This is a genomic window from Paenibacillus cymbidii, assembly GCF_004764705.1.
Lineage (GTDB): Bacteria > Bacillota > Bacilli > Paenibacillales > NBRC-103111 > Paenibacillus_AN > Paenibacillus_AN cymbidii.
Genome location: NZ_SHLX01000031.1, coordinates 83,473 through 109,843, shown reverse-complemented (window position 1 = coordinate 109,843; position 26,371 = coordinate 83,473). Strand labels below are relative to the sequence as shown.

Sequence of the window (26,371 nt, the reverse complement as noted above, 5' to 3'; positions counted from 1 at the left end):
ACGGAGCAAAAAAATAACCTCCCGCGCCTTCGCTTGGGCTACGGCCGCCCACAACCTTTTACACCAAACAAATGACCTCCATCGTCCCGATGGAAGAACCTACTACACAAACTACTTGACGGCACCCGATTTAGGGCCTGACAGAGCGAATAAGCCATGTTTTCACTGGCTATTTTCGACAGGGCCGGCCAAATCGGGCCAATAAGCCATTTTTTATGGGCTATTTTCGTTAGGTCAAAAAACGCCCATTCGTTTGCGGTAATCCATCGGCGTCAGCCCACAATACTTTTTGAACGCTTTGGTGAAATAGGAATAGTCGGAATAGCCGACTTCGAGCGCAATTTCGTACGTTTTGGCCGAGGCGTTGCCGAGCAGCAGCATCGCCTGCTCCATCCGCACCTCCGTCAACAGCTGCGTGAAGCTGCGCCCGGTTTCTTCCCGCAGCAGGCCGCTCAGGCGCGATGGCGACAAGTCGACCGAAGCGGCAAGCGTCGGCAGCGACAGCCCCTCGTCCGAATAAGTCTGCCGGATCAGCTGCAGCGCATCCTGCACTTTTTTGCGATGGCCGTGCTGACGGATCTGGCGTAGCTCGGCGAACAGCCGGGCGACGATGGCGGAAACCGCATCATCCGGCGCCGCTTCGCCGGCCGGAAGAAGCGTTTCGCGCGCCGCCGCGAACGGTTTGTCCGAACGCGTGGCGAGCTCGCCGAACACGAATTGCAGCAAATTGCGATAACACTGGTGAACGACAGCAAGCGTCAGCTGCCGGTCGGCGAACATGCGGCGAATTTCGGCCAATGTCAGCTCCGCCTCTTCCTCGTTCAGCGTCCACAGCTGCTCCGCCAGCCGTTCGCCGCGCGTTTTGCAGAACCACACCCACTCGCTCTGCTCCGTGCGCTGCCGCTCTTCGTGGCGCAGCTCCTGCTCCAGCTCGCGCAGGCAGGCGAGCAACTGGCCATCGTCGATCGGCTTCAGCAAATACCGCTTCACGCCGAACCGGATCGCCTGCTGGGCATAGGCAAAATCGTTGTAGCCCGACACGATGACAATTTCCGTTTCCAATCCCGAGGAGCGCAGCTTGCCAATCAGTTCCAGCCCGTCCATGACCGGCATCATGATGTCGGTCACGATCAGCTGCGGTTTCGTCCGCAGCGCCAGCCGATACGCTTCTTCCCCGTTCTCCGCTTCGTCCGCCACCCGGAACGGCAAGCCGGCGCCGTCGATCATGCTGCGCAAATTGACTTTGACCGGGTATTCGTCATCGACAATCATCACGTTATACATGCGCTTCCCCCTCTCCGTCCTGCGATGGTCGAAACGGCAGCCTGATTTCCACCACGGTGCCCGATTCGTCCGACGAGACGATATGCAGCCCGAACGGTCGACCGAACGTATACACCAGCCGCTGATGCACGTTCCACAGCCCGATGGCGCCTTCCGGCGACCTTTCGTCGTCCGCGTCGGCAGCGAAGGCGGCATTGTATTTGTCCATCACATCCGGCGCCATGCCTTTTCCTCTGTCCGCGATCCGCAGCCGGTATATCCCGTCGTCCGCCATACCCGTTATCGCGATGTAAGTCGGCTTCAGCTTGTGTTCCATGTAGCCGTGCTTCATCGCGTTTTCGACGAGCGGCTGCAGCATGATCGGCACCGCCTGCACCCGTATCGCCTCCTCTTCGCCGCAGACCAGCTCCCAGCGAAAATCGGGGCTTCGCTCCTTGTATATCCAGAAGTACGTTTTGACGTTTTCGATTTCTTCGTACAGCGTCACTACCCGTTTGGCATGGTTGGCATTGTAGTGGAACATTCGCGCCAGCGCGTTGGTCATCCGGGTGATCGGCTTCGCGCCGGCGATGACCGCGTGCGCGTTGATGACTTCCAGCGTGTTATACAGAAAATGCGGATTGATTTGCGCCTGCAGCACCTTGACCATCGAATCGCGCTTGCGGATTTCGTAATCTTTTTCCCGCAGCTCGGCCTGGTGCTGGACGTCGACGAGCCGCTTCAGCTCGCTCACCATGTTGTTGAAGCTGAGGTTCAGGCTGGCCACTTCGTGATGATAAAGGTTCACTGTCGAAACGACGCCGAGGTCGCCGTTTTCGGCGCGTTTCATCAGCTTCTGCAGCTGGACAAGCGATTTGGTCAAGGAAAAAGAGAACGAGCCCAGGACGACGATCGCAATGACAACGAGCAGCGCCACAACGACGACCGTCACCGTTCGCAAATCGCTCATTCGTTCGGTCAGCTCGCGCTTCGGCACTTCCGCAACCAGCTTCCATCCGGTCTCGGAGGTGGACTTGAAAATAAACAGCTTGTTCGTGCCGCCGACCGTTTGCGTAAAATGTCCTTCGCCGCTGGCTTGCAGCGGCGCCGCCAGCTGGGCCGGCACCGGCTGGCCGATTCGCTCCCGGTCGGGATGCGACACGATCCGCTCCATGTTGTCCGCAATCCACAGCAACCCGCTTTCGCCAAGCTTGAAATTTTCCACGTAGGCCAGCACTTGGTGCACATTGAGTTCGAGATACAACAGCCCTTTTAACGATTTGGAGGACGGATCGAAAATTTTGCGGACGAAGCCAAGCAGCGGCACCGGTTCGTCCATGGACACGCCGAGCACTTTCGTAAGCTCGTCCTCTTTCATCTGCCCGACGATCGACGCGAACGTTTCATTGACGTTAAAACCGCCCAGCGTCGATATCGATTGGCCATCCGCATTCAGCAGCGAGAACCGGTATACTTCCGGGCGGTTGAATGTAACGCTGGGGAACAATTCGGCCTGAATCCGCTCGGAGTTGTGAAACTGATCGTAACGATTCAGCGGGTCGCCGTTCAGGAAGGCAGTGACAAGCGGGTGGGTGATGAGCGGGCTCGTCGTCCGGATCAAGTCGGCGAAATAGCCGTTCAACCGGCCGCTGACCTGGTCGATCAGCTTGTCGTTGGAATCGATCGCGTTCTGCTCGATCGTTTCAATGGAATATTTGTTCCAGAGGACACCAAACACGAGAAACGGAATGCCGAAAAAACCGAGAATAAGCAAACCCAGCTTCGACTTGAGCGATATCGTCCGCCATGCGTTCCTCATCATCCGCAAGCCCCCCGCCTTTTATGTAAACCCATTATAGAAAATATCGGGGCTGTGTGTAAGTACCTCCTCGAAGTAAGCAGCTTCCCACAATCTCACACAATGTTGCGACAGGATGTCCGCAATCGCCTGCTAAAGTAAGGGGTGTCGGGAGAAGAGCCTACATAGAGACGACCGCGGCCCCGACAAACATTCGAGAGGAGATCGAGAGATATGAAAAAGGAATGGAAACGTCGCGCTACGCAAGTCGGTTTGTTTTCGCTGCTGGCAGCAGTTGCAGTTGGAGGAACGGGAGCCAGCGCCGCCGATTCGGGAACGGACGAGGCAGGCAAAACGACAGCGCCGGCAACGTTGACGGTGAGTTCGGTCTCGGCGCTGCCGGGCACGTTCGCGATGACCGCCCCGATGCTGTCGGTGCAGGCGGGCAGCATCGGCGGCGGGCTGCTGATGACACCGGCGCACGAGCGCAACTATTTGCGGCTGCTGGCGGAGTCGTATACGCCGGACGATGCGGCGAAATGGCGCGAAGCGCTGGCGGAGCGCAAGCAGGCCGAGGCGGACATGGCCGACGCAATGGCCAAGCTGGCGCCGAAGCCGGTGAAGCTCGAAGCGTCGTCCGAAGGCGTTCGCCTCGAAGCGTCGCCTGTGTTGCCGCCGCTGCCCGAAGTGAAGGAAGGCAAGCTGAGCGCGTCCGGACCGCTCGGAACGCTGCCGACCCTCACCTTGCAGGCGAAGCCGCTCCCTGCCGGCGAAACGGCGACCGTGGCAAGCAACCTATTTTTCTCCTATGACGTCAAGGGGACGGATGCGATAAAATGGGAAGAGGCCGAGCTTCCGGCTTCGATCAAGCTGCAGAACGAGCTGACGGCGGCCGTTGAAGCCGACGACGCGGCCAAAATCCGCGAGCTGCTGCCGCAATTGCTTGACCAATATCGCGAAGATACGAAAAACCTGCAAGAGTCGGTGAAAAATTTGCCGGCCCCCGCTCCGGCGGACGAACCATCGGAAGAACAACAACCGGAAAGCGCGGAATAACGACGGAACGGCGGAAAAACGCGGATGCCGGCGCAGATGCGGCCGGCGTCCGCCCTTTCGCGCGCATGAGGAGGATACCATGTACCGTATATACGTAGTGGAGGATGAGGAGCATCTCGGCGGGCTGCTGGATGCTTATTTGACCAAGGAAGGCTGGTCGGTGCGCACGTTCGCCGACGGACTGGCGGCGCGCGGCGCCATCCAAGACCGGCCGGACTTGTGGATTCTGGACATCATGCTCCCCGGCGTGGACGGGTATCAACTGCTGCGCGAAATCAAAGCCGCCGATCCGATGCTGCCGATCATCTTCATCTCCGCCCGCGATGCCGATATCGACCGGATCGTCGGGCTGGAGCTGGGAAGCGACGACTACTTGGCCAAACCGTTCCTGCCGCGCGAGCTGGTCGTCCGCACACGCAAGCTGCTGGAGCGCGTGTACGGCGCGCGGCCTTCGGAGAGCGGGCTCGATCCCGCCGGCGACCGGCGCCCCCATCTCCCCGTTCCGCCCTATCGCATCGACGAGCTGGCCCGGGTGGTCATCGGTCCGGACGGCGGCACGCTCGAACTCACCTCGAGAGAGTTCGAGCTGCTGCTGTACCTGGCGAGACATGCCGGCAGGCTGCTCGAACGCGAGCAGGTGCTGAACGCGGTATGGGGCGCAGATTATTTCGGTTCGGACCGCGTGGTCGACGACCTCGTGCGCCGCATCCGGCGCAAGCTGCCCGAGCTGCGGCTGGAAACCGTGTACGGCAGCGGCTACAGGATGGCGCGGGCATGACGGCGCGCATCGGCAAGTTCATCCGAATGGGCTCCCGCAAGCTGGCCGTCAAGCTGTGGGGGGCGTTCGTGGCGTTGACGCTGCTTATTTTTGCGCTGCTGGCGGTGCTGCTGCCCTGGACGCTCAAAGGGTTCTTCACCGAGCAGTTGTACGATATCCTGCTTAACACCCAGAACAGCATTTCCGTCGAGATGGCTTCGACGTTGTCGCTATCGGCGAAGCCGCTCACAAACACCGACGTTCCGCCCGCTGCCGTCGCGAGCGGCGCGACGGGGTCGGGGACCATTGCCGTTGGACCGGGTGCGGCCGGTTCGTTCGCAACAACGGGCGCAGGTGCAACAAGGCCAAACGCGAACGGCGCAGTCGCCGGCGAATGGCAGCCGAACGTCCCGCTCCTGACCGAACCGTCGACGACGCTGCAATGGGCGGGATCGTTGCAATCGAGCGCCGTTGTCGAGCCGGTGTATACGCTGTCGACACAGTCGCTTCCTGTCGGAATCCCGATTGCCCCGCTTAGCGAGGCGCGTCCGTCCGTAGGGCTTTTCCCCGGCTCGTCGATCAATCACTTTACGATCAGCGGAACTTCGGCCCAGCCGGCGGTCCAGGGACAAGAGGGCGGCGGCGCGCTGCCCGCGGCGTTCCTGCAGACGATTGAACACAATGCCTTCGCCCAGGTCGTACCGCTCGCGAAGTATTCGCTCAGCGTCGACAGCGACAGCATCTTCTACGTCATTCGCCGCGATATGATCAAAGGGGCGACGCAGCCGCAGTACGTCGTTTCGTACGTATCGGGCAATTACCGCAACGACCTGGTCATGTCGATGTTCTCGCGGCTGCTGTGGCTGATGTTGGCGCTGATCGTCGTCAGCCTGCCGCTCTGCCTGCTGCTGGCGCGTTACCTCACCCGCCCGCTGGTGCAGATCGAACGGCATGTCGGCCGCGTCGCCGAACGGGACTGGCACGAGCCGCTCGTCACGGGGCGCAAGGACGAAATCGGCCGCCTGGCCGGCGCCATCGAATCGATGCGCCAGCGGCTGGTGCATCAGGACGAATCGCAACAGTTTTTTCTGCAAAATATTTCGCACGAACTGAAGACGCCGGTGATGGTCATTCGCAGTTACGCCCAGTCGATCCAGGATGGCATCTTCCCGCGCGGCTCGTTGAACGACAGCCTGAATGTCATTATGAAGGAAGGCGAACGGCTGGAAAAACGGATTCGCGAGCTGCTGCTGCTGAACAAGCTGCGATTTTTCGCATCGCGCGGGAAGTCGCGGCAAACCTTCGATCTGAGCGAGGTCGCCGAAGACGTCGTGGAACGGCTGCGCTACCGGCGGCCCGAAGTGGCGTGGACGCTCGAGCTGGCACCCGGCGCGATGCTGACCGGCGACCGCGAGCAGTGGGCCGTGGCGCTCGAGAACGTGCTCGACAACCAGCTGCGCTACGCCCGTTCGGCGATTGGCGTCACGGTTGCGCCCGGCGAGGCTCAGGCGGAGCAGCCGCTGCCGCGCGTGTGCGTGCGCAACGACGGGCCGCCGCTGGACGAAGCGGCGACGGAGAGCTTGTTCGAGCCGTTCCGCACCGGCAGCGACGGGCAGTTCGGGCTCGGCCTTGCGATCGTCAAGCAGATCGCCGCGCATCACGGCATGATCGTTCGCGCCGTGAACGAAGCCGGCGGCGTCGCTTTCTTCATCGAGCCGGAGGGATAGCGGTCAGCGCTGCAGCCGGTACGTCCGCGGCGTAACGCCGACGATCGCCTTAAAGACGCGATAGAAATACGGCGGGCTGGGGAACCCGCACAGAACGGCAATTTGTTCCACGCTGCGGTCGGTGCCGAGCAATAGCTCCTTGGCCCGGATCACCCGTTTCGCATGAATGTAATCGGTCACGTTCATCCCGGTCAGCCGCTTGAACACGCGGGACAAGTGCGACGGCGTGACGGCCGCGAGCTCGGCCAGCTGCGCCAGCCCGAGGCCGGGTTCGGCGCAATCGCGGTCGATGTGCAGCAGCACCTCCTTCATCCAGGGCGTGTCGGCCGGTTTGCCGCCGGCAGCCCCGGGCTGTTCCGACAGCGCAAGCCGGTTCAGCGCCAGCAGGAGCCCGAGCAGCTGCAGCCGGACTGCCTGGCGGTACCCGCTCTTGCGCTCGTTCAGCTCGCGCTGCATCGTTTCCAGCGTTTCCTCCGCCAGCGCCCGATGCTGCCCGTCAAGCTCCGCCTTGTAGTGCATGCGCCTCCGGGCCAGTTCGAAGCCATAAAGCCCGTTGTACGTTTCTCCCAGCGGTTCGGGCTGCACCAGCGCAGGCGAAAAGAACGCCGCCGTCGACAACACCGGATCGTCGCCGTCCGGCATGGCGCGGTGAATCGTATTGCCGGGGATGAGAAACAGGTCGCCGGCCTTCATTTCATAGAAGGTGCGATGAATAAAAAACGTCCCTCGTCCCTGATACACGTACACCAACTCGTACCGGTCGTGAAAATGGTCCGGCAGCTCGCGCTGCGGGCTTTTTCTGTCCCGATACACGAGCTCGAACGGAAACAGGGCGTCTTCGGCAACCGGTTTGCGCAGCGGGTTCATCGTTTCCTCCATCGGCGGGTTTGTCTTCTTTCCATCAGCATATCAATAACGGATAATTTTCTGCAAGATTTCGTTATTTCCTATGCAAAAGATAGCTGCTACAATTCCTGTATAACCTGTCGGATGCAACAGGAAGCGAAGGAGTGGAACGGCTTATGAAAGGGATCGTCTGCGCAGAAATCGAACGGTTTGCGCCCGTGGAGCTGCCGGAACCGACGTTTGCGGCGGGAGAAGCGATCGTCGCGATCAAGCGGATCGGCATTTGCGGCACGGACTACCACGCTTTTAAAGGACGGCAGCCGTTCTTTACGTATCCGCGGATGCTCGGGCACGAGCTGGCCGGCGTGATCGAACGGATTGGGGACAACGAGGAAGGGCTGCGCGAAGGCGATATCGTCAGCGTCGTGCCGTATCTGAACTGCGGCGCCTGCATCGCCTGCCGGAACGGCAAGCCGAACTGCTGCACGAGCTTGTCCGTGCTCGGCGTGCATATCGACGGCGGCATGCGCGAGCGTTTGTCGATCCCGCCCCGGCTGCTGCTGAAAGCGGACGGCCTGACGCTCGACCAGGCCGCCGTGCTGGAGCCGCTGGCGATCGGGGCGCATGCGCTGCGGCGCTCGGGGCTGCGGCGCGGCGACACCGCGCTCGTCATCGGCGGCGGGCCGATCGGGCTTGGCGTGATGGCGCTGGCCGGCTACATCGGCGCAACCGTCATCGCGATGGACGTCAACGAGGGCCGGCTGGCGTTCAGCCGCAGTTGGGCCGGCGCGGCGCATACGGTCCATGCCGGGGAGCGGCCGGAGGAGCAGTTGGCGGCGCTGACGAACGGCGAGCTGCCGTCGTTCGTGTTTGACGCGACGGGCAGCGCGGCTTCGATGAACGGTTCGTTCCGCTACGTCGCGAATGGCGGCACGCTTGTTTTCGTCGGCCTGTTCAAGGGCGACGTGCAGTTTCACGATCCGGAGTTTCACAAGCGGGAAACGACGCTGATGGCGAGCCGCAATGCGACGCGCGAGGATTTTGAGCTGGTGATGCGCGCCTTGCGCGCGGGCGGGGTCGACGCGTCGCGGTATATCACGCACCGCGCGCCGTTCGACGGCATGATCGCCGCCTTCGGCGAATGGCTGAAGCCGGAGTCCGGCGTCATCAAGGCGATGGTGGAGTTGTAAGGCGAGACGATAGGGTGTTTTTTTGAGCCATCCCAAAAATAAGCCATAAAAAATTGCTTATTTGCCTTTTTCTCGATGCTTCACTGAAAATAGCCAGTGAAAACACTGGTTATTTTTGATGAACAGCCTCAGAATCGAACTTTTCTTGGGAATAGCCAGCGATTTCACTGGCTATTTCCTCGTTGCCGCCTATTTTCGCTGAAATAGACAATAAAACATGGCTTATTTCGCACCACAATGGCGCGAGGGGATGAAGATTAGCTAGTTTGACGTAATTGCGTGCTCCGATGAAGGTGTGTGCTGATGCGGCGGGGGCGATGGCGAGGTTGCAGGCTGATGCGACTGGTGCTGATATGGCTGGACTGGTGCGGCTGGATACCGACACTACTCATGCTTGCGAAGCTGCTGACTGGCGCCCGGCCCTCCAGGTCGGGCGGCTCTCCCCAAAGCAAAAACCGGACCCGCCGAAGCGGAGCCGGTTTTTGCTTGTCGCGAAAGCGCCGCTTACGCGATGCCGATCGATTTCAAGTAGTCGATGCTCATTTTGACGCTTTCGAGCGGCGGGCGTTTGCACTGGTCCTGCTCGACGATGTAGCACTGTACGCCAACTTCCTCGGCGACGGAGAAAATCGACGGATAGTCGATGATGCCTTGTCCCACTTCGGCGAAGAAGCCTTCTTCGTCGCCGGCCATGTCCTTGACGTGAACGAGCGGCGCGCGGCCTTTGTAGCCGAGCAGGTACGCCTTCGGATCGAGGCCGCCTTTCTTGACCCAATACAGGTCAAGCTCGGCTTGCATCAGCGACGCGTCGACGCTGGCGTACATCTTGTCGAGGATGTAGGCGCCGTCGTTCGCCTTCTTGAACTCGAACGCATGGTTGTGGTACAGGAACGTCAGGCCGGCCTTGTTGCAAGCTTCGCCGAACGTGCGAAATTTGGCCATGATTTCCTGGAATTTCGCTTCGTCCAACAGCTCCGCCTCCGGCAGCCACGGGCAAGCGATATAGGACGCGCCGATTTCCAGGCTGTAGGCGATTTGCTGCTCCAGCTCGCTCTCCAGCAGCTGGATGCCGACATGGCTGGAGACGGCTTTCAAGCCGAGCCCGTCGAGCGTGCTCTTCATCTCTTTGGCCGAAATGCCGCCATAGCCGGCAAATTCGACCGCTTGGTAGCCAAGCGCCGCCACTTGTTTCAAGGTGCCGACAAAATCGTTTTTCGTTTGTTCGCGCAGCGTGTAGAGCTGCAGACCGACCGGTATTTTAGCCATGATGGGAACATCTCCTTAGGCAAATTGAGCAAACCATTCCGCACGATTAGGATGCCCGGTAAGCGCCGGTTGTCCGGCGTTCGCGCGACTTTCTGCCGGAAAAGGCGACGATCGCCTGTTTGGCGCACCACAGCGCAAACAGCGAGAACAGCGCCGCCCAGAAAACGGCGGGCAACGGCGAATGAGAAGCAAGCAAGGCGGCGTCGCCCGCCTGCCCGGGCGAGGTGGCGGCGAGATACAGCAGCCACAGCGGGCCGAACACCGATTCCTCCAGCGACAGGAACGCAATCAGCAAAAAGTAAAAGTTGCGCACGCGATCGCTTGGCAACAAATACATCAGCACGTTCAATATGATAAAGCCGCACAGCCATGTCACGCCGAACGGATTGCGCACGAAAAAGACGAGCGACAGCGCCGCGACGGCGGTAATGACGTTAAGCCCGGCGCGCTGGCGGTTGGCGGCGTACAGGGCGAACAACGCCCACGCAAACAGCGAAGCGAACATGTAGCCCGCCATCGCGATCGGAATCGTCGACCAGTAGCTCGTCGGAATCGCCTGCGTCACGCCGCTGTGGTCGCGGTACAGCTCGATCGCCATCACTTTGCCCGACAGCAGCATCGCGACAAGCGCATGGCTGAACTCGTGAATCATCGTATCCACGTTGCGAAAAAACGACGAAAACGGAATCCAGTGCGTCAGCAGCGCGGAACCGAGGATGTACAGCACCGTTTTTGCCCATTTGCCCATCTGGATTCCTCCTTCGCTTATCCGTTTCCCGCCCCATCTAGCCGCACGCGTCCGGCCTGACCCAGACCGGACGCGCTGTTCTTCTTTCCCACTGTATGCGGGCGAACTATTTCACATGCTTCAGGTTGTAGAAAGCCGACTTGCCGGCGTATTGCGCCACGCTCGACAGTTCGTCTTCGATGCGAAGCAATTGGTTGTACTTGGCGACGCGGTCCGTGCGGGACGGTGCGCCCGTCTTGATCTGGCCGGCGTTCGTAGCCACCGCGATGTCGGCGATCGTGCTGTCTTCGCTTTCGCCCGAGCGGTGCGAAACGACAGCCGTGTAGCCGGCGCGCTTAGCCATTTCGATCGCGTCGAACGTTTCGGTCAGCGTGCCGATTTGGTTCACTTTGATCAGGATCGAGTTGCCGATGCCGTCTTCAATGCCTTTGGACAAGCGGCTCGTGTTCGTGACGAACAGGTCGTCGCCGACGAGCTGCACTTTGCCGCCGAGGCGTTCGGTCAGCAGCTTCCAGCCTTCCCAATCGTCTTCCGAGCAGCCGTCCTCGATCGTGATGATCGGGTACTTGTCCGCCCAGCCTGCCAGCAGGTCAACGAACTCGGCCGGCGTAAACGAACGGCCTTCGCCTTCGAGGTGGTACTTGCCGTCTTTGAAAAACTCGGTCGATGCAACGTCCATGCCGAGGAACACGTCGACGCCCGGCTTGTAGCCCGCACGCTCAATCGCCGAAATGATCGTCGTGATCGCTTCTTCGTTGGACGCCAGGTTCGGCGCAAAACCGCCTTCGTCGCCTACCGCGGTGTTCAGTCCTTTTTCCTTCAGAACGGCTTTCAGGTTGTGGAAAATTTCCGCGCCCGTGCGCAGCGCTTCGGCAAAGCTCGCCGCGCCGACCGGCAGCACCATGAATTCCTGCACGTCGACGTTGTTGTCGGCATGCGCGCCGCCGTTGACGATGTTCATCATCGGAACCGGCAGCGTTTTGGCGTTGAATCCGCCGAGGTAAACGTACAGCGGCATGTCGAGCGCGTCCGCCGCGGCGCGGGCAACCGCCATCGAAACGGCGAGGATGGCGTTGGCGCCAAGCTTGCCTTTGTTCGGCGTGCCGTCCAGAGCGATCAGCTTCTGGTCGATGCCGACCTGGTCGGTAGCATTCTCGCCGATGATTTCCGGCGCGATGATGTCGTTCACGTTTTCGACGGCTTTCAGCACGCCTTTGCCGAGGTAGCGGGACTTGTCGCCGTCGCGCAGCTCAACGGCTTCGTGCGCGCCTGTCGATGCGCCGGAAGGAACGATGGCGCGGCCTTTGGCGCCGGATTCCAGATACACTTCCACTTCTACGGTCGGGTTGCCGCGGGAGTCAAGCACTTCGCGGGCATAAACGTTGGAAATAATCGTCATCGGATTCGTACACTCCTTATGGTTGGATAATCGTATGGCCCGTCATTTCGGCCGGCTGCTTCAATTGTAGTAGATCGAGCAGGGTCGGCGCAATGTCGGCGAGAATGCCGCCTTCGCGCAGCTTGACGTTCGCGTCTGTGACGATGAACGGCACCGGGTTCGTCGTATGCGCGGTGTTGCGCGTGCCGTCCGGGTTCGTGACGACGTCGGCGTTGCCGTGGTCGGCGGTGATGCAAACGACGCCGCCCTTGGCGAGAATCGCTTCGACGACTTGGCCGAGGCACTCGTCGGTCGCTTCGATCGCCTTGATCGTCGGCTCGAGCAAACCCGAGTGGCCGACCATGTCCGGGTTGGCGAAGTTGAGGATGATTGCGTCGAAGTTATCGGCGTTCACCTGCAAGGCGGTCGACGCCGCCAGCTCGTAGGCGCTCATCTCGGGCTGCAGGTCGTAGGTGGCGACTTTCGGCGAGTTGACCAGGATGCGCGTTTCGCCGGGAAGCTCCTTGTCGCGGCCGCCGCTGAAAAAGAACGTCACATGCGGATATTTCTCCGTCTCGGCGGTGCGCAGCTGCTTCAGGCCGTTCTGCGCCACTACTTCGCCGAACGTGTTGTCCAGGTTCTTCGGCTTATACGCGACGTAGCCGCCGACGGTTTCGCTGAACAGCGTCAGGCAGACGTAGTACAGGTTCTGCGGGCGTTTGTCGCCGCGGTCGAAGCCCTGGAAGTCTTCGTTCGTGAATGCCAACGACAGCTGAATCGCCCGATCCGGACGGAAGTTGAAAAAGATGACCGCATCCTCGGACTCGACCAAACCGACCGGCGAACCGTCCGCCCGGGTAATGACCGTCGGAACGACGAATTCATCGTAAACGGACTGGGCGTACGAATCGACGACCGCTTTGACCGGATCGGTTTCTTTCGGCCCTTCGCCGTACACCATGGCGCGGTACGATTTCTCCACGCGGTCCCAGCGCTTGTCGCGGTCCATCGCGTAGTAGCGCCCTTGTACAGTGGCGATGCGGCCGACGCCGGTTTCGGCGATTTTGGCGACGAGCCGCTCCATGTAGCTTTTGGCGCTGTCCGGCGCTACATCGCGGCCGTCGAGGAACGCATGGATGTAAACGTCTTGCAGGTCTTCTTTTTTGCAAAGCTCCAGCAGCGCAAACAGGTGATAGATGTGGCTGTGCACGCCGCCGTCGGAAAGCAGGCCGTACAGGTGCAGCTTTTTGCTGTTCTTCTTGGCATGACGCACGGCGCCGAGCAAGGTTTCGTTATCGAAAAAGTCGCCGTCGCGAATCGATTTGGTGATGCGCGTCAAATCCTGGTAAACGATGCGCCCCGCGCCGATGTTCAGATGGCCGACTTCGGAGTTGCCCATCTGCCCTTCCGGCAAGCCGACGGCTTCGCCGCAGGCGGTCAACGTCGTGTGCGGGAACTGCGACCAGTAGCGGTCGTAGTTCGGTTTCTTCGCTTGCGCCACCGCGTTGCCCTGCGTGTCGCCGCGCAGGCCGAAGCCGTCGAGGATGACGAGCGCCACCGGTTTCGGTCGATTGGCCATGTTACTTGGCCCCCTCGACCAACTGGTTGTACGATGCCGCCTCCAGGCTCGCGCCGCCTACGAGCGCGCCGTCGATGTCGGACATGCCCATGTATTCGGCGATGTTGTTCGGCTTTACGCTGCCGCCGTACTGGATGCGGATCGCGGCTGCCGCTTCGGCGCCGAATTGGCCGCCAACCAGCTCGCGGATGTAGCTGATGACTTCATTGGCGTCGGCGGAGGTGGAGCTTTTGCCGGTGCCGATCGCCCAGATCGGTTCGTAGGCGATGACGGCGGCCGCCACTTGCTCCTGGCTGAGCCCGGCCAGCGCGGCTTCGGTCTGCACTTTGCAGACGTCTTTGGTGCGGCCGGCTTCGCGCTCTTCCAGTTTTTCGCCGACGCAGATGATCGGCGTCAGGCCGTGTTTGAAGGCGGCGTGCGCCTTCTTGTTGACGGTTTCATCCGTCTCGGCAAAGTAGGCGCGGCGCTCGGAGTGGCCGATGATGACGTAGTCGACGCCGAGGTCTTTCAGCATGACGCCGCTGATTTCGCCGGTGAAGGCTCCGCTGTCTTCCCAGTGCAGGTTCTGGGCGCCGACTTTGATTTCGGTTCCCGTGACGGCTTCCACCAGTGCCGGCAGGGCGGTGAACGGCGCGCAGACGACGCTTTCGACGCCGGCGACGGTTTTCACTTCGGCGACGAACGCTTGGGCTTCGCCGGCGGTTTTGAACATTTTCCAGTTGCCTGCGATAATCGGTTTTCTCATGGGCGGTAGCTCCTTTGCTATGGCGTTTCATACAACTCGAAGGGCAGGTCGTCGGGAGGGGCAGGGGTATGCCTGCGGCCGCTCTTAAAATCGTGAATGTTCAATTGGAATTACCCCATGGTTCATTCACGATTTTAAAGGCGGCACGTAAACTCTTCGGCACACCCCTGCCCCTCCCTCCTCCATCGCCTTCGGCAAAATACATATCGGCAGCAGCCCCGGGCCGTGCGAACAAATGCATGCGGCTATAAAAAGCGGAGCGGGAGTATTGTTCCGGAGAAGCTGAACGCTTCCTGCAAGGAAGCGACTTCGGAAGCATAAGCTTGCGGTCGCCTTTGTTGACGGATTGCTACATCAAACCCCATTCTAATCGGAGCAATCCGGCAACAAGAGTGATCGGAGGAACAATACTCCCGCGCAGCGGCCCTGTCTCACCACTTACTCATTTGTCGTTCAAAGCCACAACGCCCGGCAGCGCTTTGCCCTCCATGAACTCGAGCGACGCCCCTCCGCCAGTCGAGATATGGTCCATCTTGTCGGCAAGATGGAATTTCTCGACCGCCGCCGCGGAATCGCCGCCGCCGATAACGGTGTACGCGGCAGTAGCCGCGCAAGCTTCGCCAACAGCGCGGGTGCCGTGCGAGAACGGCTCGATTTCGAACACGCCCATCGGTCCGTTCCAGACGACCAGCTTGGAGTTCTTGATCGTCTCCGCATACAGCTCGCGCGTCTTCGGTCCGATGTCGATGCCTTCCCAATCGGCCGGAATGCCGTCGATGCCGACAACTTGCGTATTCGCTTTCGGACTGAACTCGTCGGTGACGACGATATCGACCGGAAGCAGGAAGTTGACGCCTTTCTCTTTGGCCTTCGCCAGGAAGCTAAGCGCAAGATCGAGCTTTTCGTTGTCGACCAGCGATTTGCCGATTTGGTAGCCTTGCGCCTTCAGGAACGTATACGACAGCCCGCCGCCGATGATGATGTTGTCGGCCAGGTTCAGCAGGTTGTTGATGACGTCGATCTTGTCCTTCACTTTCGCGCCGCCGACGATCGCCGTAAACGGACGCTCCGGGTTGTTCAGCGCCTTGCCGAGTACGTCCAGCTCCTTCTCCATCAGCAAGCCGGACACGGCCGGCAAGTAGTGGGCGATGCCTTCCGTGGAAGCATGGGCGCGATGCGCCGCGCCAAACGCGTCATTGACGAACAGATCGGCCAGCGCGGCGAACTGTTGCGCCAACTCGGGATCGTTTTTCTCTTCGCCCGGGTAGAAGCGCACGTTTTCGAGCAGCAGGACGTCGCCATTTTGCAGCTTCGCCACTTGCGCCTGCACCGCTTCGCCTACGGCTTCGTCGGCTTTGGCCACCGGCTTGCCGAGCAGCTCGGACAACCGTACCGCAGCCGGCGTCAGCCGCATGTCTTCGACAACGGTCCCCTTCGGACGGCCGAGATGGGAAGCCAGAATGATGCGGGCGCCGCGCTCGATCAAGTATTGAATCGTCGGCACGGTTTCGCGGATGCGCGTGTCGTCGGTGATCGCGCCGTTCTCCAGCGGCACGTTGAAATCAACGCGGACGAATACGCGTTTGCCGGCGAGGTCGGCTACGTCGCGGATGCTTTTTTTGTTCATCGGATGGTCCCCCTCATAAGATTATCGCCTGCGGCATTCCTTGCCAAGTCACAGGGAAAGAGGAGAATTGCTTCTCCTCTTCCCGCAGGACGTTGTTCGCTTGGTATTACAGGCCTTTGCTTGCGACGAATGCCGCCAGGTCGACGACGCGGTTCGAATAACCCCACTCGTTGTCGTACCAGGAAACGACTTTCACCATGTTGTCGCCCACGACCATCGTCGACAGCGCGTCGATCGTCGAGGAAGCCGGGTCGCCGTTGTAGTCGCTCGAAACGAGCGGCTCGTCGGAGTAGTTGAGGATGCCTTTCAGCGGGCCGTCGGCTGCCGCTTTCAGCGAGTTGTTGATGTCGTCTACGGTCACGTTTGTTTTCAGTTCGACAACGAGATCGACAACGGAAACGTTCTTCGTCGGCACGCGCATCGAATTGCCGTTCAGCTTGCCTTTCAGCTCAGGCAGCACGAGCGAAACCGCTTTGGCCGCGCCGGTCGTCGAAGGAATGATGTTCTCCGCGGCTGCGCGCGCGCGGCGCAGGTCTTTGTGCGGCAGGTCGAGCACTTGCTGGTCGTTCGTGTAGGAGTGAACGGTCGTCATCATGCCTTTGACGATGCCGAACTGGTCGTTCAATACTTTGGCGAAAGGAGCCAGGCAGTTCGTCGTACACGACGCGTTGGAGAGGATCGTGTGCGCCTTCGGATCGTACTTGTCTTCGTTAACGCCCATAACGATCGTGATATCTTCGTTGGTAGCCGGTGCGGAAATGATAACTTTCTTCGCGCCGCCTTTCAGGTGCAGCTCGGCTTTCTCTTTTGCGGTGAAAATGCCTGTCGATTCGACGACGATTTCCGCGCCTACGGATGCCCAAGGCAGGTTGCCGGGGTCGCGCTCCGCGAACACTTTGATGCTGCGGCCGTTGACGATCAGCGCGCCTTCGCCTACTTCCACTTTCGCGTTCAGACGGCCGTGCGTCGTGTCATACTTGAGCAAATGCGCCAGCGTGCCTACGTCCGTCAAATCGTTGATTGCGACGATCTGCACGTCCGGATTGTTCAGCGCTGCGCGAAATACGTTGCGGCCGATGCGTCCAAAACCGTTGATCCCTACTTTTACCATGATTGAATTCCTCCTAAACGAATTGGTCAAAGCTTAATATGTTCAAGACAAGCCCGGGTAGGGCTGTCCGGATCCCGTGAAAAGGTTGCCGAGCGACTGTGCGAATGTCAGGGCGACTCGTGTTGTCGCAGCATTTCGCCCGCTGCCGCCTCGTCGGTGACAAGCACGTCTTCTTCGCCGAACCGCAGCACCGCGCCGATGCTTTCGCCTTTGCTGCGCCCGCCGGCTACGGCGATCACCGTCTCGATGCGCTGGATGTCCTCAAGCCGCAGCCCAAGCGTCGACATCTTGTGCACGACTACGCCGGTCTTATCAAAGTAATACCCGAATGCTTCCGCCAGCGCACCATCCTTGCGCAAGCTATCTAGCATCGCCGGATCGGATTTGCGCCTTCGAGCCATCACCATAGCCTCTCCGATTCCATGAAGGACGATTCTGGCGCTGCGGATGACGTCGACGATCTCGCGGATGTTCGGATCCTGAATCAGCGACTGGAACGCCTCTTCGCCAAGATGGTCCGGCACGTGCAGCAGCCGATAATGACCGCCGGTCTTCTTCGCCATCGTCGAAGCGATCGTATTCGCCTGCAGTTCGACGCTCTCGCCGAGCCCGCCTCGCGCCGGCACGAACCAATTGCCCTTCAGCTGCGCCGAAGGCGTCAAATGATCGGCTACCGCCGCCAGCGTCGACCCGCCGGTGACGGCGATGACGTCGTCCTTGGACGCTACGCCGCGCAGCACGCCCGCCGCCGCCCGTCCGAGCTCGCGCTTCGTATACGGGGAGCTGTCGGAATCGCCGGGCACGACGATGACCTGCGGAACGCCGAATCGCTCGCGAATGCGCGCCTCCAGCTCGGATAACCCGAACAGCTCGTGCACGATCGGCGCCATGCGCTCGATCAGCTCGCTGCCGGCGTCCGTGATGCGCATCCCGGCGCTGTCGCTCTCCAGCAAGCCCTGCTCCTTCAGAAACTCGACCTCGCCGCGCAGCACGCGTTCGGTCATATCGAGCGAGGAAGCAAGCGTTCTTCTGCCGACGACGCGCGACACCAGCACATGGTGCAGAATGGTGTATCTCGTCTTGAGCGTCTCCGTCAAATCCGGCAAGAGCTTCTTCTGAATGTCGAGGATCGATCTCATGCCGTACCACCCGCTTCTTATCACAGCATCGGGACGTATTATGTCCCGGTCAAACATTTTAAGTCCCACTACACCATTATTTTACCCCAATCCTCCTTCAAAATGCAACCGTTCCGCCACATTTTGTACACAGGTTTTTCGGCTGGTTTTGGCGGCAATATCCGGTCCCGGTTCAGCGCCAAGATCGGCGCAACATTCGGCGCAGGAAATGCTTGCTTTTTGCCGCTACATGGCCTATAATAACTTTTGCTTGCTTTTTGCGCCCGTGGTCCAACGGATATGACGTAGGCCTCCGGAGCCTGAGATCGAGGTTCGATTCCTCGCGGGCGCGCCATACTTTCTCTCGAACTTGTCGATAGCCAATGACAAGAGGAATGCGACTCTCGCATTCCTCTTTTTTGTGCGCGAATAGGCATGTTTTCTTGCCTATTTCGCCAAAAACGGGCCGTCGCTTCAAAATAACCAGCGAAATCACTGGCTATTTCGCTTGAAGCGCCTATTTGAAGGCGATCCAGGGCAAATAACCAGTGTTTTCAAGGGCTATTTTCGACGAACCGGACGATTTGGGTCAAATAGGTCATTTTTCATGGGCTATTTGGCTTGCCGAGCAAGAAATCCGGCCACTCAAGGGCGGATCGCCAGGATTTGCTTCCTGCAGCAGCGCGCGAGTACGCTCGTTCACGAAGCAGCGCAGCGGAAGGGCTGCTCTGGAGAAACGCCGGCGTTCGCCTTTGTTTTCGATTAACGGTGGACAGTTGTTGTCCCAAGGAGCCGGCTTGCTGCGAGTCCGCTGCGATGATTTTCCTGCATGGCGCCCGTTCGCCATCGGGAGGCAGCAAGAAGCTTCTTCCTTCCTGATTCGACGTTCTAACGGTTTATAGTGAGCTTATTCGGTCATTTCGGACGATTTTTTGGCGCTAACGGATCGTGGTGAGCTTATTAGCTGATTTTTCTCCGGATTTGGCCGGTTTTCCGTCAAATAGCGACTGTGAAAACCGTTAGATTTACAAACGGGCCGATTTCGACCGAATAAGTCCTGTACGAACCGTTTGGCGCCGAAGCCATTCGTCCAAGGGCCATTGCAGCTTCATTTTGGGCGGACTGACGTTGCTCACAAGAAATCGACTGCCTCTTTTTTGATGGCTTATCTTTCAACATATCGCCTCAAGCTCACCTTCACGCGTTTTTGCCAAACGTGACGCCGCCGTCGATATAAAGCGGCGACCCCATCATGAACGCCGACTCGTCGGAGGCCAAATACAACGCCGCCAGCGCCACATCCTCCGGGCGGCCCAGCTCGCCGCTCAGCTGCCGACGGCGAATCGCCTGCAGCGCCGCCTCCGGGTCGGCGTACGACGTCCGCAGGTAACCTTCGACGAACGGCGTCATGATCGTGCCCGGCAGCAGCGCGTTGACCCGAATGCCGTACGGCGCGTAGTCGACCTGCATCGACTTGGTCAGCGCCAGCACCGCGCCTTTCGTTGCGGCATAGAGAGCGCGCTTGGCAATGCCGATTTCGGCAGCAGCCGACGACATGTTGACGATGCAACCCGCCCGCCGCTCCATCATATGCGGCAGGAACGCCTTGCAAGGCAGGAACACGCCCTTGATATTGACGTCGGTCACCCGATCCCACAACGATTCGTCGATTTCGTGCATAGCGCCGACGCCGGCGATGCCGGCGTTGTTGAACAGCACGTCGACGCGCCCGAAGGCCGCAATCGCCTCCGCCGCCAGACGCTCCGTTTCCGCTTCCCGCGTAACGTCCGTCTGCACGAACAGCGCTTCCCGCCCCTCGCCATGGATCGCCGCCACCGTTTCCATGCCGCTGTCCGCCTGCCGGTCGGCCACGACCACACGCGCGCCTTCGCGGGCGAACAGCAGCGCGCTGCTGCGCCCGATTCCCGAACCGGCGCCGGTAATGACCGCCACCTTGTTGTCGAGCCTCATCTCGCGTCGCCCCTTTGCTCCCGATTCCGTCCATCCGGCGGTGCCCCATCGCCGCCATGCAGCCATTCGCCAAGTGAAGCGCAAGCGGCCCCGTTGCCCCAATCGAAGATCGTGAACTCGCCGAGCCCGAGCCGGGCCGTACCGTCGTGATGGTTGAAATTTTCCATATGAAACCCGTAATCCCGCTCGTCAAAATGCGAATGCACCCGCTCGTACAGCGCGCGGACGACCGGATTTTCCGGACAGTACATCATGTAGAAAGAAGCCTTCATCGCCCATAAGCCGCGCAGCCGGTACGATTCGTCGCCGGTCGCCAGGTGGTAGCGCCGGTAGGTCAGCGCGAACAGGCTTTGCCGCGCGTCGTTCCATTCGTCGTCCGCGTTCATCACGCCGAAGCCGCCCAATGTCGGCACCGCCATGAAGTCGGGCTCCCAAATTTGCTGGTACAGCGAAAGCTCCGCCAGCACCCGCTCCCCCGCATCCAGATAACCCGGATCGCCGGTCGCCCCGTACAGCGCAAGAAACGCCTCGGCGCACCAATACATGCCGAACGTGTTCTGGTGGTACAACCCGCTGCGGGAATCGCGTACGCCGCACTGCCGACCCTGCCACTCTTTGGCGCACGACCAGTACGTTTCGAAGTCTTCCCAGCGTCCCTCCGCGACGATGCGCTCCTGCAAAAAAGCGCCCGCCGCCGTGCAAGCCGGCAAATAGCGGTCGTCCGGCTCCAGTTCGTGCAGCAGGCAGAGCAGCATCGCGTGAGCGGCCGTTTCCGGACTTTCCGGCAAGGCCGGGGACGCCTCCAGCGAATCGGGGCGCACCCAGGCCGGGAACCCGCCATCGTCCCGCTGCAGCGTCAGAAGCGTATCGACATAACGGCGCACATAGGGCAAAATGCGGGAATCGCGCTTCAGATCGCGATACCACTTGAGCAGCCAATAACACGTCCACGACGAATCGAGCAAATGCACAAACGCTTCGTGCCCGGCGGGACGGCGGGGAGGCGACTCGACCCAGCGGCCGTCGCTCCATCCTTCGCGGCCGGCGACGTAATAACCGGGGAACAGCCCGTTCGTCTGCGGCGCGCTGAGCGCAAACGTCAGCGCAAGCTCGGAGCGCGCGATCCAGTCCGCCCGCCCTTTCGCCACGCCCCACAGCCGATAGCCGTAGGCGCTGCGCAAGCTGGAAAACCACGCCTGGTTCCACAGGCTGCGCGGCTCGCGCCAGCGGTCTTCCTCGCCGCCGCCCGGTTTCTGCCGCGCCGTGACGATGAACACGACGCCGCCCGCCTCTTCCCCGCCAAGCCGGAACGATTGCCAGGCCACGTCGCGCCAGCGCTCGAACGCCCAGCCGTACGTATGCTCCATATACGGCTCCAGCGCCGCAGGAACGGGCGGCGTGCGCCGTTCCGCCATCTCGCGGCGGGCAAATTGCCGCCACAGAAACCGCTCCACCGGCCGCAAGTCGCGCCTGGCCGCGCCGGCCGGCTTGTTCCACTCGGCCAGATAGAAGCGGAACGACGCGCGTTCCGCCGCGACCGGTTCGGGGCGCAGCCCGTAGTACACATGCCCGCGCTCCTCGCAGGCGCACAATCCGTACACAAGCTCGTGCCCGGGCAGCGCGTAGTCCATCGCATGCGGGAGCGGACCGGAAGGCTGCAGCGCGTCCAGATCGGGAATCAGCGCCACCAGCCGCCGTTCGTCCTCCAGCACGATGGCCGGCGAACGAAACACCCGGTCGGCGATCGCCATGTCCGGCTCCGGGCACAGATGCGGCTTCCACACGCATTGCAGGCCGGGCGCGAGCGGCATGCGCAGCAGCGCGCCGGCGATCGTGCCGTCGCCGCCGGAGACAACGGAAACGTCGACGGCGTACAGGCCGTCGCAATCGTGTTCGCCCGGCGGCAGCTTGACGCAGACGGCGGCAACTTCGGCGCCTCCGTCCGGGGCATAACGCAGCCCCGCAGTTGCCGCGGAGGCAGAGGCGATTGCGGCCGGCGCATCGCCCGCCGCCGCCTCGCATTCGCGCCACGCGCTGCCGGCAAACCAGCGAAGCGACCAGCAGCCTGCGAACCAGTCCGGTTTCATCTCGCATCCCCCCCTTCCCGTCATTCCCGCGCCGACGCACATCCAGAGCGCCCTGGCGCGAGCAAAGCAATAGTAGCCGCCGCTCGAATAATGCTATAATGAGGAAGACAATCCATTACGTGAAAATGAGGAATTCGATCATGAAGAAGGAAGCGCCGCCGGTCAAGCCAGACGACAACATTATGAGCACGATCATCGCGCGGAAGGATTCATTTCCGAAGAAGCAGAAGATGCTGTGCAACTATATCGTCGAACAATACCAGTCGATCGGCTTCCTGACGGTCAAGGAACTGGCCGACGCGGCGGGAGTAGGCACGACGACGGTCATGCGGCTTGTGCAGATGCTCGGGTTCAGCAGCTACGTCAGCATGCGCAAGGCGATTCACGACGTTACCCTGCAGTCCGCCCCCTATACGTGGTGGACGATGGAGAAGTCGTTCAACCGCCGCGGCGTCGACATGAACGAAACGCTGCCGCAAGTATGGCAGGAAATTACCGACGTCCTGGGCAAATCGTTCAGCACGACCTTGCAGGACAATTTCAACAAGGCGGTCGACCTGCTGCTCGAAGCGAGCGTCGTCAATATCCTCGGCTTGCGGGCGTCGCGTTCCATCGCCGACTATTTCCATTACGTGCTGGAGGAATTTTATCCGAAAACGAACCAGCTCAGCTTCGACAGCGAAATGCTGTTCGACCGCATTCTGCGGTTCAAGGCGGACGAAATTTTGTTCGTCATCACCTTCTACCCGTACGTGAACAAAACGATCGAAGCGGCGCAGTTTTGCCACGAGCGCGGCAACAAGATCGTGCTGCTCACCGACCATCTTTCGTGTCCGATCGCGCGCTACGCCTCCGTCGTCCTGAAGACGGAACCAAGCAAGCAGCAATATTCGATCGTGCCCGCCGTCTCCGTGCTGGAGGCGCTTGTCATCGAGCTCGGCCGCCGCACGTCGGAAACTTCGATCAATTCGCTCAAAGAGCTGGGAGCCGTGCTCAAGAAGAACAAGATCAACTACCTGGAGCAGAACTGACAACGGCGACGCACGACGAGTTGCAAAATAAGCCATCTTTTGTTGCCTATTCCGCCCAAAGTCGGCAGTCGCCGTGAAATAGCCATTGATTTCACTGGCTATTCGCGTCAATTCAACCCGATCGCAGCCATTTGGCGCAAATAACCAGTGTTTTCACTGGCTATTTCGGGCGAACCGGGCGAAAGGAGACAAATAAGCCCCTTTTTATGGCCTATTCGTCCCCGGCCGGCCTACCCGATGCCGCACGCCTCCGCCAGCAGCTCCACCAGATGCACCGAACGCATGCGCCCGGCAAGGCCGCTGCGCTCGATCCCGGCCTGCAGCTGCAGCATGCAGCCGGGGTTCCCGCTGACGACCGTCACCGCCCCCGTCCGCGCCACATGCCCCATCTTTTCGTCCAGAATCGCCATCGACTCTTCATAATGAAGCAAGTTGTAAATGCCGCCCGATCCGCAGCAGCGATCGCTGCCCGTCATCTCGGCATATACCGCACCCGGTATGGCGCGCAGCAAACGCCGCGGCTCGTCCGTCACCTTCTGCACGTTGCGCAAGTGGCAGGAATCCTGGTAGGTCACGACGCCGATCGCGCGTTCCGCACCGGCCGAACGGGCCGCATACGGCAGCGGGCCGTACCATACGAGCAACTGGCTGATGTCCCGCGACTTCGCGGCGAACCGTTCCGCCCTCCCCTCCCATTCGGCATCGTCCTTCAGCCAATGCCCGTACTCCGCCAGCGCCGCGCCGCAGCCGCCGGCGTTGTGGACGACCCAATCGGCCTGCGCCCGCTCGAAGGCCGCGATGTTGCGCCGGGCCAGCGCGCGGGCGTCTCCGGCCAGCCCCTGATGCGCGTGCAGCGCGCCGCAGCACGTCTGTTCGGCGACCACGACGACCTCGAGGCCGAGCCGCGTCAGCAGCAGGGCCGTCAGTTCGTGAATGCGGTACAGCACGGCATCCATGATGCAGCCGGTGAACAGCGCGACGCGCGCACGCGGCGTTGCTCCCAAGGCCGGCGCAACGCCGCCGTATGGCAGCCGGTCGCGCCGCCGGGCCGGCAGCCGCGGCAACGCGCGCTCGAACAGCGCCAGCTTCGGCGAAACGGCGCGGATCAGCCCGCCGGCCCGCAGCGCCGGCAGCATGCCGCTGCGCTGCAGCAGGCGCAGCGCCCCGCCAAGCAAGCGCATCCGCCGCGGATGCGGGAACAGGCAACGCAGCGCAAACCGCGTGAGCGCCGCGCTCCCGCCGCGGCGAACCCGAACCGCCGCGCCTCCGGCGAAAGCCTTCTGTGCGGCGGACTTCTCCTGCGCGTGCGCAATCTCTTCCTTGGCCGCCTCGAGTATGTGCCCGTACGGCACGCCGACCGGACAAGCCGTTTCGCAGGCGCGGCAGCCGAGGCAAAGGTCGATCGGCTCGGCCAGATCGCGCAGCGGGTCGATGCGGCCTTCGGCGGCAAGCTTCACCAGGTGGATGCGGCCGCGCGGCGAAGCGGACTCCTTGCCCATCGACGCGTACGTCGGACAAGCCGGCAAGCAGTAGCCGCACTGAATGCACGAATCGGCCTCGCGAAACGCCTTGTCGAACAGCGACCGGGCCGGTTCTTGCACCGGCGCGGGCTCCCGTCCTTGTTTGCCCGCCGGTTCGCCCCCTCGCTCATCCTTGCCCATCGTACGTCAACACCGCCTTCGTCATGCCGGGGGCCGGAAATATTTTGCCCGGGTTCATAATCCCGTTCGGGTCCCACGCCGTCTTGATCGCCTTCATCAGCGCCAGCCCTTCCGGGCCAAGCTCCATCTCCATGAACGGCGCCTTCATCAGCCCGATGCCGTGCTCGCCGGACAACGTGCCGCCCAGCGCCACCGCCGCCGCGAAAATGTCCGCCACCGCAGCCTCCGCCCGCTTCATCTCGTCCTTGTCCCGCTTGTCGGCGAGAATGTTCGGGTGCAAATTGCCGTCGCCCGCGTGGCCGAACACGACGAGATTGAGCCGGTATTTCTCGCGGATTTCCTTGAGCCGCTGCATCATCGCCGGAATTTGGCTGCGCGGCACGGTGGCGTCCTCGGAAATCTTGGCCGAACCGAGCCGGGCGATCGCCGGCGACACCAGCTTGCGCGCCCGCCAAATGTCCGCCTGCTCGCTGCTGTCGGCGGCCACGCGCACGGAGGCGGCGCCATTGGCCAGGCACAGCTCCCGGCACAATGCGATCTCTTCCTCGATGGCGGCGGGATGGCCGTCGATCTCGATAATGAGAATCGCCTCGACATCCGTCGGCAAGCCGCTCGGCTCGTATTTTTCGACCGCCCGGATGCAGAATTCGTCCATGACCTCCATGGCCGCAGGCAAAATGCCGGCCGCCAGAACGCGGGTCAGCGCAACGCCGGAATCGGCAAAGCGCGGAAACGTCGCCAGCAGCGTGCCGCTTGCCTTCGGCTTCGGAATGAGCCGCACGATCGCCTCCGTGACGATGCCGAGCGTGCCTTCCGAGCCGACGATCAGCCGCGTCAGGTCGTAGCCGGTCACGTTCTTGACCGTACGCCCGCCGGTGCGGACGATCGCTCCCGTCGGCGTCACCAGCTCCAGGCCGATGACGTACTCTTTGGTCGTGCCGTACTTCAGCCCTTTCGGCCCGCTGGAATTTTCCAGCAAATTGCCGCCGATGGTCGACACGGCCGAGCTGCTCGGGTCGGGCGGATAGAACAGCCCCGCCGCTTCCGCCGCCCGGTGCACCTCAGCCGTAATGACGCTCGGCGATACGGTCGCCAGCATATTTTCGGCATCGATCGCCAGGCGCTTCGGATAGGCCGACATGTCGATCACGACACCGCCTTGCACCGGCAGCGGCCCGCCGCTGAGCGAAGTAGCCGCCCCCCGCGGATAAAGCGGCACAAGGTGCCGGTTCGCCCATTGCACGATGGCGGCGATCTGCTCCTTGTCCGTCGGCTGCGCGACGGCTTCGGGCAAGTAGTCGCCGAACGACGCGTCGAAGCTGTATGCATCGCGATCGGCCAGGTCGTTCAGCAGCCGGCCGGGCGGCAGCAGCCGAACCAGTTCCGCAAATGCGGCTTCCGCAATCATCGTT

General features: G+C 61.3%; 20 protein-coding genes and 1 tRNA gene. 6 read left to right on the top strand and 15 right to left on the bottom strand.

Going from position 1 to position 26,371, the window contains the following annotated elements:
• Window positions 1-234: 234 nt before the first annotated feature.
• Window positions 235-1,284, bottom strand: a complete 1,050-nt coding sequence (locus tag EXY20_RS31045; protein ID WP_135556306.1) for a response regulator transcription factor — start codon at window positions 1,282-1,284, stop codon at window positions 235-237.
• Window positions 1,277-3,085, bottom strand: a complete 1,809-nt coding sequence (locus EXY20_RS31040; RefSeq protein WP_135556305.1) for a cache domain-containing sensor histidine kinase — start codon at window positions 3,083-3,085, stop codon at window positions 1,277-1,279. The genes EXY20_RS31045 and EXY20_RS31040 overlap by 8 nt, the downstream gene beginning before the upstream one ends.
• A 210-nt stretch (window positions 3,086-3,295) precedes the next feature.
• On the opposite strand from EXY20_RS31040, the gene EXY20_RS31035 reads away from it, so the two are divergent.
• The 3 genes from EXY20_RS31035 to EXY20_RS31025 all read left to right on the top strand — a co-directional run bounded on the left by EXY20_RS31035 (window position 3,296) and on the right by EXY20_RS31025 (window position 6,601).
• Entirely contained in the window at window positions 3,296-4,117 is an 822-nt protein-coding gene (locus tag EXY20_RS31035) for a hypothetical protein (RefSeq protein ID WP_135556304.1), read from the top strand.
• 79 nt (window positions 4,118-4,196) lie between these two features.
• Window positions 4,197-4,895, top strand: coding sequence for a response regulator transcription factor (locus EXY20_RS31030; protein WP_135556303.1), 699 nt, complete (start codon window positions 4,197-4,199; stop codon window positions 4,893-4,895).
• Window positions 4,892-6,601, top strand: a complete 1,710-nt coding sequence (locus EXY20_RS31025) for a sensor histidine kinase (protein ID WP_235886280.1) — start codon at window positions 4,892-4,894, stop codon at window positions 6,599-6,601. Before EXY20_RS31030 ends, EXY20_RS31025 begins: the two co-directional genes overlap by 4 nt.
• Before the next feature lie 3 nt (window positions 6,602-6,604).
• Here the strand turns inward: EXY20_RS31025 and EXY20_RS31020 are convergent, their stop codons facing one another.
• Entirely contained in the window at window positions 6,605-7,480 is an 876-nt protein-coding gene (locus EXY20_RS31020; protein ID WP_235886279.1) for a helix-turn-helix transcriptional regulator, read from the bottom strand.
• Between the two features lie 143 nt (window positions 7,481-7,623).
• Here EXY20_RS31020 and EXY20_RS31015 point away from each other — a divergent pair, with 143 nt between their 5' ends.
• The gene (locus tag EXY20_RS31015) at window positions 7,624-8,637 is read left to right on the top strand and encodes a zinc-binding alcohol dehydrogenase family protein (protein ID WP_135556311.1); all 1,014 of its coding nucleotides are present in this window, start codon (window positions 7,624-7,626) and stop codon (window positions 8,635-8,637) included.
• Between the two features lie 504 nt (window positions 8,638-9,141).
• Here the strand turns inward: EXY20_RS31015 and EXY20_RS31010 are convergent.
• The 8 genes from EXY20_RS31010 to EXY20_RS30975 all read right to left on the bottom strand — a co-directional run bounded on the left by EXY20_RS31010 (window position 9,142) and on the right by EXY20_RS30975 (window position 18,230).
• Window positions 9,142-9,903 carry a sugar phosphate isomerase/epimerase family protein gene (locus EXY20_RS31010; RefSeq protein ID WP_135556302.1) on the bottom strand — a complete coding sequence of 254 codons (762 nt, stop codon included), beginning with the start codon at window positions 9,901-9,903 and terminating at the stop codon, window positions 9,142-9,144.
• Between the two features lie 46 nt (window positions 9,904-9,949).
• Window positions 9,950-10,651 (bottom strand): M50 family metallopeptidase, encoded by a 702-nt coding sequence (locus EXY20_RS31005; RefSeq protein ID WP_135556301.1) that lies wholly within the window; start codon window positions 10,649-10,651, stop codon window positions 9,950-9,952.
• Between the two features lie 106 nt (window positions 10,652-10,757).
• Window positions 10,758-12,050 (bottom strand): phosphopyruvate hydratase, encoded by a 1,293-nt coding sequence (gene eno / locus EXY20_RS31000; RefSeq protein ID WP_135556300.1) that lies wholly within the window; start codon window positions 12,048-12,050, stop codon window positions 10,758-10,760.
• A gap of 16 nt (window positions 12,051-12,066) precedes the next feature.
• Window positions 12,067-13,608, bottom strand: coding sequence for a 2,3-bisphosphoglycerate-independent phosphoglycerate mutase (gene gpmI / locus EXY20_RS30995; protein WP_135556299.1), 1,542 nt, complete (start codon window positions 13,606-13,608; stop codon window positions 12,067-12,069).
• A gap of 1 nt (window position 13,609) precedes the next feature.
• The gene (gene tpiA, locus EXY20_RS30990) at window positions 13,610-14,353 is read right to left on the bottom strand and encodes a triose-phosphate isomerase (protein ID WP_135556298.1); all 744 of its coding nucleotides are present in this window, start codon (window positions 14,351-14,353) and stop codon (window positions 13,610-13,612) included.
• A gap of 442 nt (window positions 14,354-14,795) precedes the next feature.
• The gene (locus tag EXY20_RS30985) at window positions 14,796-15,980 is read right to left on the bottom strand and encodes a phosphoglycerate kinase (protein ID WP_135556297.1); all 1,185 of its coding nucleotides are present in this window, start codon (window positions 15,978-15,980) and stop codon (window positions 14,796-14,798) included.
• Window positions 15,981-16,086: 106 nt separating this feature from the next.
• A complete protein-coding gene (gene gap, locus EXY20_RS30980) occupies window positions 16,087-17,091 on the bottom strand; it encodes a type I glyceraldehyde-3-phosphate dehydrogenase (protein WP_135556296.1) in 1,005 nt (334 codons plus the stop codon).
• A 107-nt stretch (window positions 17,092-17,198) separates the two neighbouring features.
• Window positions 17,199-18,230, bottom strand: coding sequence for a sugar-binding transcriptional regulator (locus EXY20_RS30975; protein WP_135556295.1), 1,032 nt, complete (start codon window positions 18,228-18,230; stop codon window positions 17,199-17,201).
• A gap of 259 nt (window positions 18,231-18,489) precedes the next feature.
• Here EXY20_RS30975 and EXY20_RS30970 point away from each other — a divergent pair.
• Window positions 18,490-18,564 (top strand) — tRNA-Arg (locus EXY20_RS30970).
• An 842-nt stretch (window positions 18,565-19,406) separates the two neighbouring features.
• Here EXY20_RS30970 and EXY20_RS30965 read toward each other — a convergent pair.
• Together EXY20_RS30965 and EXY20_RS30960 are read right to left on the bottom strand one after the other, a co-directional pair.
• Window positions 19,407-20,180, bottom strand: a complete 774-nt coding sequence (locus tag EXY20_RS30965) for an SDR family NAD(P)-dependent oxidoreductase (RefSeq protein ID WP_135556294.1) — start codon at window positions 20,178-20,180, stop codon at window positions 19,407-19,409.
• Window positions 20,177-22,267 carry a prenyltransferase/squalene oxidase repeat-containing protein gene (locus EXY20_RS30960; protein ID WP_135556293.1) on the bottom strand — a complete coding sequence of 697 codons (2,091 nt, stop codon included), beginning with the start codon at window positions 22,265-22,267 and terminating at the stop codon, window positions 20,177-20,179. The genes EXY20_RS30965 and EXY20_RS30960 overlap by 4 nt, the downstream gene beginning before the upstream one ends.
• Window positions 22,268-22,392: 125 nt before the next feature.
• Here EXY20_RS30960 and EXY20_RS30955 point away from each other — a divergent pair, with 125 nt between their 5' ends.
• Complete coding sequence (locus tag EXY20_RS30955; RefSeq protein WP_235886281.1) at window positions 22,393-23,298, top strand: MurR/RpiR family transcriptional regulator; 906 nt, start codon at window positions 22,393-22,395, stop codon at window positions 23,296-23,298.
• A 230-nt stretch (window positions 23,299-23,528) separates the two neighbouring features.
• Here EXY20_RS30955 and EXY20_RS30950 read toward each other — a convergent pair whose 3' ends face one another.
• Window positions 23,529-24,959 carry a (Fe-S)-binding protein gene (locus EXY20_RS30950; protein WP_135556291.1) on the bottom strand — a complete coding sequence of 477 codons (1,431 nt, stop codon included), beginning with the start codon at window positions 24,957-24,959 and terminating at the stop codon, window positions 23,529-23,531.
• A complete protein-coding gene (locus EXY20_RS30945; RefSeq protein WP_135556290.1) occupies window positions 24,946-26,367 on the bottom strand; it encodes an FAD-binding oxidoreductase in 1,422 nt (473 codons plus the stop codon). The genes EXY20_RS30950 and EXY20_RS30945 overlap by 14 nt, the downstream gene beginning before the upstream one ends.
• Window positions 26,368-26,371: the final 4 nt, after the last annotated feature.